Below are 10843 nucleotides of genomic sequence, written 5' to 3' on the forward strand. Positions count from 1 at the left end.
GCGTTGTCGGTAATAGGCTATTTTTACTGGCTTACGCCCTGAGTCTGCGCGATCTCGAAGAGATGATGGCTGAACGCGGTATGATCATTGACTATTTCACATTACACCGCTTGATACCGTTACTGAACAAGGCTTTCCGCTGGCATAAATGGAACGCAGCCGCTGCGCTGCGCTTCTTTAAGTGTCATATCAGCATCCACGGGACGGATTATTCCCGGTAAAACCATTTTATCGGTTGGCTACCTAAAATACAGGCGGCACAAATTTTGTTGGCCCCGCATCGTTAACACGACAGAGCCTTGCTGTTGTAGCGCGAGGCATCGATCACTTCTTCCGACCGCCGCATTCTAAACCTACCATTTGTGAAGTTCCTCACGGCCAGTTACTGCTGAGTGCCAATATTAAGACATTAGTGGCAATGACAGAAAGGTTTCGTTCGGTTCATTTTTTATACTCATATTTTGTTTCTTTAACATAATGATAACTTAAAATCAGGGATCATAGAAAATGACAACGCTCTCGCCGCCAGTAACCGGGCAACCCTCTGATATATCGAAAGTGGTATTCGGGATGCCCATAAAGCTCTTCTGGGGATATATTGCCATTGCAATATTTATGACCGGGGATGGTATCGAATTAGCTTTCTTGTCGAAATACATTATTGATATAGGCTTTGATGTTTCACAAAGTGCGATGATTTTCACTGCCTATGCCATCACCGCCGCGATCGCCAGTTGGTTATCTGGCGGTATCAGTGAGATTTATGGTCCGCGAAAAATCATGGCCCTCGGTGTTGTTTGGTGGGTAGTTTTTCATGTGCTGTTTATCCAATTTGGCCTCTCAGCCGAGAATTACCCGCTAATGCTCGTGTTCTACGCGCTGCGTGGTTTTGCCTACCCGTTGTTCTTTTACGCTTTCTATGTTTTGGTGGTACAAAGAACGCCGTCACATCGACTGGCGTCGGCAACCGGTTGGATATGGTCAATGTTTACCATTGGCTATGGCATCATCGCGTCCTTCCTGCCCAGTGTCACCATTCCACTGATCGGTTTTATTGCCACGTTATGGATGTCCCTGGTATGGGTTATTGTTGGCGGAGCTGTCGCTCTATTAACCTTAAAAGATATTCGTTCTCAAAATAAAACCGCCATTCCGATGGCAGATAAATTGCTCGAAATTAGTCGTGGCATCACGCTTATCTTTCAGGATAAAGATATCTTTTTAGCACTTATCATTCGGATCCTGTGCAACCTGGCGCTGTTCGGTTTTCCCATTTTTATGCCATTACATTACACGTCACAAGGTGTCGGTTTTACGTCCGAACAATGGATGCGTATCTGGGGGATTTTCTTCCTGGTTCAGCCGGTCACCAATGTCTTGTGGGGAATTATAGGTGACCGCATTGGCTGGTTATTCCAAATGCGCTGGGTGGGCTTTTTTGGCTGTACAGTGACCACTTTACTTTTTTATTTTATGCCGTTGTACTTCCCTGCCAATCTCGGTATGGCTATTTTCTTTGCGTTAATGCTGGCATTAACCATCACATCCTTCGTCCCTATGGGCGCCATTTTCCCGATGCTGGCACCCGATCATAAAGGTGCTGCCATATCAGTACAAAACCTTGGTGGCGGTATTGGCAACTTCATTGGCCCCGCCATCGCCACCATTTTGTTCACTGCTTCTTTTGATATCAAAACGGTGGTTATCTGTTATTCAGCGCTGTACTTCCTGGGCGGTATTCTTACCTGGTTTATCCGTAATCCTCAGCCAGAACAGATCCCAACACCGATTGAATCCCATATGGCACCGCTTTCTCTTAAGGATGAAAAATGAACATCAATGAATTTTTTGGTATCAAAGGAAAAATCACGCTGGTAACTGGCGCCTCAGCAGGTATCGGTCTGGCTATTACCGAATTACTGAATGAACTGGGTGCTACGGTGATCATGGTGGATAAAGATCCACAGGTTATTGCTCAGGCTAAAAATATGCCGGGCGATGGCTTCGGCATTGCCGCCGATTTATCCGATATTGAAGCACTCCCGATGTTAATCAAGCAAATAGTGGAGCGTTATGGGCGCATTGATATTCTGGTTAACAATGCCGGGATCGGCATTCTCGAATCCGCTGCTGAGGTAAAAAAAGAGAGCTGGGATGCCACATTGTTAGTCAACTTGACTGCACCCTATTTCCTGTCACAGGCGGCTGGAAAATATATGGCAGAGCAAGGTTACGGGCGCATTGTGAATATTGCCTCGCAAGCCAGTGTGATTGCGCTGGAAAACCACGCGGCCTACTGCACCAGCAAAGCGGGTCTGGTTATTGCCTCGAAAGTGTTGGCGGCAGAGTGGGGGAAGTTTGGTATTACCGTCAATACTATTTCGCCGACGGTGGTAGAAACCGAATTAGGCAAACGGTATTGGCAGGGGGAAAGAGCAACGGAAATGAAGTCAAAAATTCCTGTCGGGCGCTTTGCTATGCCTGATGAAATCGCGGCAGCCGTTGCCTGGCTGGCCAGCGAAAAAGCCGGAATGGTCAATGGCGAAAATATTATTATCGACGGCGGGTACACCATAATTTAGTGGGTTGCATCATATGCTATGGCAATACAACGACCATGTTGTTTATGCCATTAAAGCGGCAAATTGCGCTTTTTTAGGGTGATTTAAATGCGAACAGTATGATGCATTGTAAGACTTTTTCCATGCTTCGTTAGTGACTGACACTGACGTGAACAATCTTTCAGCCAGATAGGGTTATTATAAAAATTGCATTCTCCGCTTACAGGGAATTTTTATGTCACAGAAAATTAATGCTGCATTATTCGGTATTGGGCTTAAAACCTATTGGCCACAATTTGCTGGTCTGGAGGATAGGCTTCTTGGTTATTTGGGGGAGATTGAGGAAAAAATACAGTCCCCAAAGATCCGTGTTATTAATGGCGGACTCATTGATTCAATCGAAAAAAGTGATCAGTTTGCACATCAACTCAGACATGATGCCCCTGATGTTATTATGATTTATATCAGCACATATGCACTCAGTTCTACGGTATTACCGCTGGTACAGCAGTTTAAAGTACCGGTATTAATCCTTGCGTTGCAACCCGAACGTGGATTGCCTTATGCAACGATCCGCCGTATGGATGATCGCGGTGCCCGCACGGGTGAGTGGCTGGCACATTGTCAGGCTTGCAGTGCTCCGGAGTTGGCGAATGTTTTCAACCGTGCAGGTATCAATTATGAAATGATAGTCGGTGCCCTGAACGATGATCCTTTGGTCTGGCAGCAAACTGAAGAGTGGCTCACCGCGTTACGTGTACAGCGCGAACTTTCGCACACGCAGATTGGTGTCCTTGGCCATTATTATGACGGAATGTACGATGTTTATTCGAACATGACCAATCTTTCTATCAAGATTGGAGTACGTTTCAAGCTGCTGGAAATGTGTGAGTTGCAAGCCTGTCGTGAAGAGATCAGTGAAACGCAGATTACCTCTAAACAAAAAGAGATCCGCCAACAACTCGTGGTCGATGCCAGTTGCGAGCCAGAAGAGGTCATGCGTGCGGCAATCACTTCAGTGGCGTTGGATACATTAGTGAAGAGACATCAACTCGGTGCAATGGCTTATTACTATGAAGGGCAGCCGGGCAATGCATATGAAAATATTGTCACTTCCCTAATCCTGGGAAATACATTGCTGACTTGTCGTGATATCCCGGTCGCTGGTGAGTATGAAATCAAAAACGTCATTGCGATGAAGATTATGGCACTGCTCGGTGCTGGTGGCTCTTTTGCTGAACCTTATGGTATTGAGTTTGATGATGATGTTGTGCTGTGGGGACATGATGGGCCGGCACATCCATTAATGGCCGAAGGGGATGTCATGTTGGTTCCCTTACCGGTTTATCACGGTAAACCAGGTAAAGGCGTGTCGATTCAAATGACAGTAAAAAACGGGCCAGTGACGTTTCTTTCGGTAGTCGAAGGTATTGATAACCAAGTGACCTTACAATATGCCGAAGGTGAGGCAGTATCTGGCGAAACTCTGGATATTGGCAATACCAATAGCCGCTACCGTTTCTCGATCGGTGCCCGCGAATTTACCACCAATTGGTCATACGGCGGAGCAGCACACCACTGTGCTATCGGTTTAGGCCATCAGGGAGCGATACTGGAAAAGCTGGCAAGCCTGCTGGGGATTGAAACGAATCGTATCGCATGATGCCTGAATAATAGGCATTGTTTTTAGCTTTTGGTCAGTTAGCGAAAATAGACCGATTGCAAAAAATGTACGCAAACGCTATTTATTGTTCTCCATCGTTTGATAAAAATCGGGGTATCCGACTTGGGTTGCGCAGGGTTCCAAGAGGGGCACGCGCTTGTGCTCCTCTTGGCGGTTGATGCCACGGAGATCTGTAAACGACTGAAATGGTGTCAACCGATCCTGTTCACTTAATCGGTTACAACAATAACCCTACTTTAATCCCAGCGCCTTCCTCACCCCAGCACCATAGTCTGGGTGAACTTTCTCAAACAGTTCGATCTGCCGTTTCCGAATATTTTCCGGTACTTGTGACAACTCACCTGCAATACGGGTAAACATCCGTTGATGCTCTTCTGCACTGAGCAAGTTAAACAGCGCCCGTGGTTGGGAGAAGTAATCCTCATCTTCACGGTGATTCCAGTGATCAGCCGCCCCTTCCAGTGTTAATGGGGGTTCGCTAAAATCAGGTTGCTCCTGGAACCGACCATAACTGTTAGGCTCGTAAGTGACATCATTGCCACTGTTACCATCAACGCGCATCGCGCCATCGCGATGATAATTGTGGAACGGACATTTAGCACTGTTCACAGGGATCTGATGATGGTTCACCCCTAAACGATAACGTGCCGCATCGCCGTAGGAGAACAGGCGGCCTTGTAACATGCGATCAGGAGAGAAACTTACCCCGGCACCACATTCGCTGGGTTGAATGAGGCTTGTTCGACTTCAGCAAAGTAGTTTTCTGGATTACGATTCAGCTCAAAGAAACCCACATCAATCAGCGGATAGTCGCCGTGCGGCCACACTTTGGTTAGATCGAATGGGTTATATGGGGTTTGTGATGCTTCCAACTCTGGCATTACCTGAATTTGCAGATTCCAGCGTGGGTAGTCTTTACGTTCAATGGCATCAAATAAATCACGTTGAGAACTTTCGCGGTCAGTACCAATGAGTTTTTCAGCCTCATCATCCATAAGGTTCTCAATGCCTTGCTGACAACGGAAATGGAATTTAACCCAAAAACGCTCATTATTGGCATTGATAAAGCTGAAGGTATGGCTACCGAAGCCGTGCATATGGCGATACGATTTTGGCAGGCCACGGTCACTGAAATCGATAGTAAGTTGGTGCAGAGATTCGGGTAAATGGGAGAAGAAATCCCACTTATAAGTTGGGTTGCGCAGATTGGTACGTGGATCGCGTTTAACAACGTGGTTTAGATCCGGGAATTTCAATGGGTCACGCAAATAGAAGACAGGGGTATCATTACCAACCAAATCCCAATTGCCTTCCTCGGTATAATATTTCATCGCGAAACCACGAATATCACGTTCCGCATCGGCCGCACCACGCTCGCCGGCAACTGTTGAAAAACGCACAAACATTTCGGTCTGTTTGCCAATCTCAGAGAAGATTTTTGCTCGAGTATATTTAGAAATGTCATGAGTGACAGTGAAAGTGCCGTAGGCTCCGGAACCTTTAGCATGCATACGGCGTTCTGGAATGACTTCACGATCGAAATGGGCCAACTTTTCCAGGAACCAGACATCTTGTAGCAGCATTGGGCCGCGTTTACCTGCGGTTATCACATTATTATTATCAACAACGGGAGCGCCCGCAGCGGTAGTTAATCCTTTCTTTTCGCTCATCATTTTCTCCAGTGTGGCTGTTGAATTGACTGCTTTTGTGGGTGTTTTAAAGGATGACATCACGTCAAAAAGCTGATTGACAAGATATTAACTTAAACAACAAAAGAGTGTTTTTCTTTGATCTCCACACTAGTTGTAGCCCTATTGACTGGATTCATCAAATAGGTACGCCTTATCGTTACCATTGCTAACATAAGAAATGGTAACTGGATGGTTATTTACAATTCTTTGAAATTATGCAGTATTTAAGCGGTTTTACTGTGTGTTTATGATGTTTCTTTCGGTTAAACTCGGAGCGGAAAAACCTGTCAGTGAGAATTGGCTCTCAGGTAACATAATGGATAATGAGAGAAGAATATGAATAAGTCTTTAGTCGCGTGCGCAGCAAGTCTGCTGTTTGTGGCCGGTTCAGCCAGTGCAATAAGCTTCAACGGGGAAGTTGGCAGTGATTACACCAACCTGGGTTTCGGTATGGGGACTAACACTGGCGGGTTGGCTATCAGTGGCAACTGGGCACGCAGTGATCACGATGGTGATATCTATGGGCTGGGCCTGGGTTTTAACCTCCCCATTGGCCCACTGATGGCAACTATCGGCGGTAAAGGCATCTACATGTCGCCAGAAGATGGCAGCAGCGGTGGCGCGGTGGCGATTGGCGGTGGCTTAAGCTATCCGATCAGTAAATCGTTCACCTTGTACGGCGAAGGGTATTTCGCGCCAGAAGAATTGACCAGCGGAATGAAATCCTATAGCGAAGCCAACGGCGGCTTACGTTGGAATGTATTCCGTCCGTTAACTGTTGACGTCGGCTATCGTTATATCAATATGAAAGGCAAAGACGGTAATCGGGATAACCGCGTGGCGGACGGCGTGTATATCGGCGCTGGCCTGAACTTCTAATTATCCTTCGTCCTTGACGTTACAGCGTTGTTGGCCGCACTCGTTACTCGGCCCATCCATGGGCCTCGCCTTTGCGAGGCCGCTGCAAGCCGCGTTCAAATCTGCTCCCAACTGATTTTTTTCTCGTTTTCCGCTTGGCTACAACGCCAATAGTTTTGGATAATGAACTGATTTTAATGATAAATTGGTAATATTTGATTAAAAAAGGCGCATTCCTGACAGGATATGCGCCTTTTTTATGTATGGACTGAATTACCCGACTGCCGGTAATACGCCGGTGACAATGCCTACTTGAATGCCAATCACCAGTATGCCACAAGCAAATACCGCAGCCAGTGCGGGTTTCCCACCCCATACCCGATAATGCCCCTGATGGATATTACGGGCTTTCCACGCCAGCATTGCCGGCAGCAGTAAAGCCAGAACAGATAACGCCACGGCCGCAAAACCCAGCGCCATAATAAAGCCACTTGGATAAAATAGCGCAAACAACAGCGGTGGCGTGAAGGTGATAACACCCGTTTGCAGGCGACCCCGCACTGAATTACGGCGCTTGAATAAGTCGGCCAGATAATCAAACAACCCGAGTGCGACACCCAGGAATGAGGTAGCCAGTGCCAGGTCTGCAAACAGGTGTACCGCCAGTTCAACATGGGGTGAGGCTACGACGTCACGCACTGCTTGTAATAAGCCGTTCAACCCGGCTTGTTGCGCCAAAATACCAACAAAAGTATGAGAAGAGATGGCTCCAAGAGTGGTCAATTGCCAGAAAATATAAGCAATCAGTGGAATGGCGCTGCCGATAATAAACACCCAGCGTAGCTTGCGGATATTGCCGCCCATATAATTGACAATACTTGGCACGCTGCCGTGGAAGCCAAATGAGGTAAATATTACCGGAATGGCGGAAAGCGCCAGCCCTTGTTCCAGCGGCAAGGTCAGTAAGTTGGTTTTTTCGATGTGTGGCATCATTAGTGCCAGCATCACAATCAGAAAAATAATTTTAGCACTGAATAGTATGCGATTGAATAAGTCGACTGAATGGGTGCCGATACAGACCACGCCGCCTGCGACTAGCGTGAACAGTAATACGCCGAGTGAGGTCGGAAACGATTGTTGCGTCCATTGGCTGATGCTGGTTGCCAGCAATTCACCGGCTCCGCTGATATAAGCGGCGGTCAGTGCGTACATAAGAAACATCATACTGAAACCGGTCAACCATTGGCCGCGGTTACCAAGATAGCGTTTAGCCAAGGTACCAAGCCCGGTATCTGCCGCTTCATACTGATAAACTTCCACCAGTAGCAATGCGGTGTAACACATTAATATCCAAAGAGAAACGAGCAATACAAGTGTGACGCCAAACCCCACGCCCGCCGCGGCCAGTGGCATTGCCAACATGCCAGCACCAATGGTCGTGCCGGCCACGATAAATATACTGCCCAGAGTGCGATTCTTCACGCTTTCCTCTACTACATGACAATTAATTAGCATGATAAAGTGCAGCAGAGTAGAGGATTGTCTCATTTGTGTCAAATCGACGTTACGGGTGATGTAAACTTATAGTTACGATTGTTAGTGTGTTGAAAAGTCGGCTTTTATCGGGGTTAATAATTCTGATGATCGATAAACGTTGTTTTTATGTAATCAGATTCATAAAGTGAATGCATAAGTATCAACGGAGAAGAGAATGATCAGAGTTGAGATGTTGAGTACCGGGGATGAAGTGCTGCATGGGCAGATTATTGATACTAACGCAGCCTGGCTGGCTGACTATTTATTTAATCAAGGTCTGCCAATCAGCAGTCGGGAAACGGTCGGAGACTCACTTGCGGCACTGATTGACGTGCTGACCGAGCGCAGTCAGGTGGCCGATGTATTGATTGTTAACGGTGGCTTGGGGCCAACCAGTGATGACTTGAGTGCATTGGCTGCGGCGCGTGCCGCCGGAACGCAACTGGTTGAGCACCCGGAATGGATTGCCCGCATGGAGGCGTTCTTCCATGAGCGCGGCCGCGTGATGTCATCGACTAACCGTAAACAAGCCCATATTCCGGCCAATGCGGAAATGCTGGATAACCCGGTTGGAACCGCCTGCGGTTTCGCTTTACGGCTCAATAAGTGTCTGATGTTTTTTACGCCCGGCGTACCGTCAGAATTTAAAGTGATGGTCGAACAGCAGATCATGCCGCGTTTACGTCAACATTTTGATGTGGCTGAACCCCCGTTGTGCCTTCGTATGACGACGTTTGGCCGCTCAGAAAGCGATTTGGCACAAGAGTTAGATCCGTTGAAACTACCTGAAGGCACCGTGCTGGGCTATCGCTCCTCCGCACCTATTATTGAATTGAAGCTGACCGGGCCGGCTTCACAGCAAGCTGCGATGGAAGCGGTCTGGCAGCAGGTCAGGGCAGTCGCGGGTGATAGCACGATATTCGAAGGCACGCGCGGCTTGCCGGCATTATTGAGTGAGCAATTGACTCAACGCGGGTTGTTATTGGCCGTCAGTGAACAATTTACCGGTGGGCTAATGAACTGGCAGTTGCAGAGTGCCAGCGTACCGCTGGTGGGCGGTGAACTGTTACCGGCCCATTGTCAGGAGTCATTAGCCGAGGTGGCGGGCCGCGCTCAGTCATTATCCATGCTGTGTGGTGCGCAAGTGGTACTGGCAGTAAGTGCAATGCAAAATGATCGCCTAAGTGTTGTGCTGCATACTCCTGATGGGACTTTTGCCCAAACGGTACGCTATCAGGCTAGCCGACATGGTTTACGCATCCGTCAGGAAAGCAGCGCCATGCTGGCATTAGACATGCTGCGTCGTTGGCTAAAAGGCAGCGCGGTATGCGGCCAGCACGGCTGGTTGGAAGTGGTTAATATTTTGTAGTTAATTGATAATTCCCGATGATAATATAAAGGCGCAATATTAAAATATGCGTCTTTTTTATTAATTTTATATTATTAATTAGGTGGCCTTGCTATTCTTATTGCTTGGTGACTTTATTTTTACCGCTTGTTTTGTTTTTATGTTTACGCTATTTTTACTTTATCAATTTAACTGCGAGCAATTTATTTAAATATATTGTATATAAATGAATTTAATCTCGATGTAGAATTAATATAACATATGGATGGTGTTAATGAATGAATATATTGTTAGATACTTAATTCCGTCATTAAAAGCTATATTGTTAATTATATCTCCGCTAACTTCTGCCGAAAACCGCCCCGGTTTTGTTTGCGGTAAATTTAATGGTCATGTAATGGAAGTGCCGAATAGCTATGTTTTTTACTGGACAGAATATAGCGGTACCAGCGCCTGGGGCTACAGTTTTACTGAAAATACAAAAGGGTGTGATACCGATTTCGTAGCATTACCGATGATAATAAATTGGCCGGATATGCAACCTGGTGATAAATCACTATGGTATAAGAAAAAAGAAAATTTTGGTGGAGTAAGAGTAAGTATTCACCCGTTAAAACGACCTGACACCGATATGAATTATAAGCGTGATGTTTATCTTGAAAAACAAAATGATAAAGTATTTGAACCTGTGGTTGATCTTGATGAATTAGAATTGTTTTCTGTCAAGGTAAACCAAAAAAATAATTAGAAAAAACACAAGGGACAAAAAAATAATTATTGGCTAGATAAGGATGTCATTACTTATTACTGGTCAGAGGTTGATGGGCGAGTACCGGTAGTATTTGACTGTAAGTGGTTACCGATGAAGAAAATATATTATCTTTGTGAAGCTTGGTTTATCATGCCGGAAATAGGCTCACTGGTTAGGATTATTTTCACCATAGATAAACTTCCTCAGTGGCAAGCTATTGTGAATAATACTCAGCAGTTTATTTTATCGCATATTAAATATTAAGGAGAATAATGATGCCTCCTGATATAAACACCAATTGGTTATTAAATAATAAAACTCAAATGAGAAGGTTAATACTGTTACTTTTAATAATTTCACCACTCGTATTTGCCGAAAACCGCCCCGGTTTTGTTTGTGGTAAATTTAATGGTT

At 46.1% G+C, this 10843-nt stretch carries 6 protein-coding genes and 3 pseudogenes; 7 read left to right on the plus strand and 2 right to left on the minus strand.

All coding sequences use genetic code 11. The annotated features are described in order from the left end of the window. Positions 1-26: 26 nt before the first annotated feature. The 4 genes and pseudogenes from YALDO0001_RS21330 to YALDO0001_RS15255 form a co-directional block, all read left to right on the plus strand. Positions 27-203, plus strand: a pseudogene (locus YALDO0001_RS21330) (IS6 family transposase); the annotation flags it as partial. A 304-nt stretch (positions 204-507) separates the two neighbouring features. Further along, positions 508-1833: an MFS transporter gene (locus YALDO0001_RS15245; RefSeq protein WP_004704417.1), complete on the plus strand. Its 1326-nt coding sequence runs from the start codon at positions 508-510 to the stop codon at positions 1831-1833. After that, positions 1830-2582 carry a GolD/DthD family dehydrogenase gene (locus tag YALDO0001_RS15250; protein WP_042546430.1) on the plus strand — a complete coding sequence of 251 codons (753 nt, stop codon included), beginning with the start codon at positions 1830-1832 and terminating at the stop codon, positions 2580-2582. Before YALDO0001_RS15245 ends, YALDO0001_RS15250 begins: the two co-directional genes overlap by 4 nt. A 214-nt stretch (positions 2583-2796) precedes the next feature. Then, positions 2797-4224 carry an L-fucose/L-arabinose isomerase family protein gene (locus YALDO0001_RS15255; protein WP_004704419.1) on the plus strand — a complete coding sequence of 476 codons (1428 nt, stop codon included), beginning with the start codon at positions 2797-2799 and terminating at the stop codon, positions 4222-4224. Positions 4225-4476: 252 nt separating this feature from the next. Here YALDO0001_RS15255 and YALDO0001_RS15260 read toward each other — a convergent pair. Then, positions 4477-5915 (minus strand): annotated as a pseudogene (locus YALDO0001_RS15260) (catalase). A 357-nt stretch (positions 5916-6272) separates the two neighbouring features. Here YALDO0001_RS15260 and YALDO0001_RS15265 point away from each other — a divergent pair. Continuing rightward, positions 6273-6815 (plus strand): YfaZ family protein, encoded by a 543-nt coding sequence (locus tag YALDO0001_RS15265; RefSeq protein WP_004704422.1) that lies wholly within the window; start codon positions 6273-6275, stop codon positions 6813-6815. Positions 6816-7067: 252 nt separating this feature from the next. Here the strand turns inward: YALDO0001_RS15265 and tyrP are convergent, their stop codons facing one another. Next, positions 7068-8276: a tyrosine transporter TyrP gene (gene tyrP / locus YALDO0001_RS15270; RefSeq protein ID WP_042840216.1), complete on the minus strand. Its 1209-nt coding sequence runs from the start codon at positions 8274-8276 to the stop codon at positions 7068-7070. A 229-nt stretch (positions 8277-8505) separates the two neighbouring features. On the opposite strand from tyrP, the gene YALDO0001_RS15275 reads away from it, so the two are divergent. Together YALDO0001_RS15275 and YALDO0001_RS21335 are read left to right on the plus strand one after the other, a co-directional pair. Further along, complete coding sequence (locus YALDO0001_RS15275) at positions 8506-9699, plus strand: nicotinamide mononucleotide deamidase-related protein YfaY (RefSeq protein ID WP_004704424.1); 1194 nt, start codon at positions 8506-8508, stop codon at positions 9697-9699. Between the two features lie 253 nt (positions 9700-9952). Further along, positions 9953-10693: pseudogene (locus YALDO0001_RS21335) on the plus strand (hypothetical protein). Positions 10694-10843 lie beyond the last annotated feature (150 nt).

The organism is Yersinia aldovae ATCC 35236, from assembly GCF_000173735.1.
GTDB classification, from domain to species: Bacteria; Pseudomonadota; Gammaproteobacteria; order Enterobacterales; family Enterobacteriaceae; genus Yersinia; species Yersinia aldovae.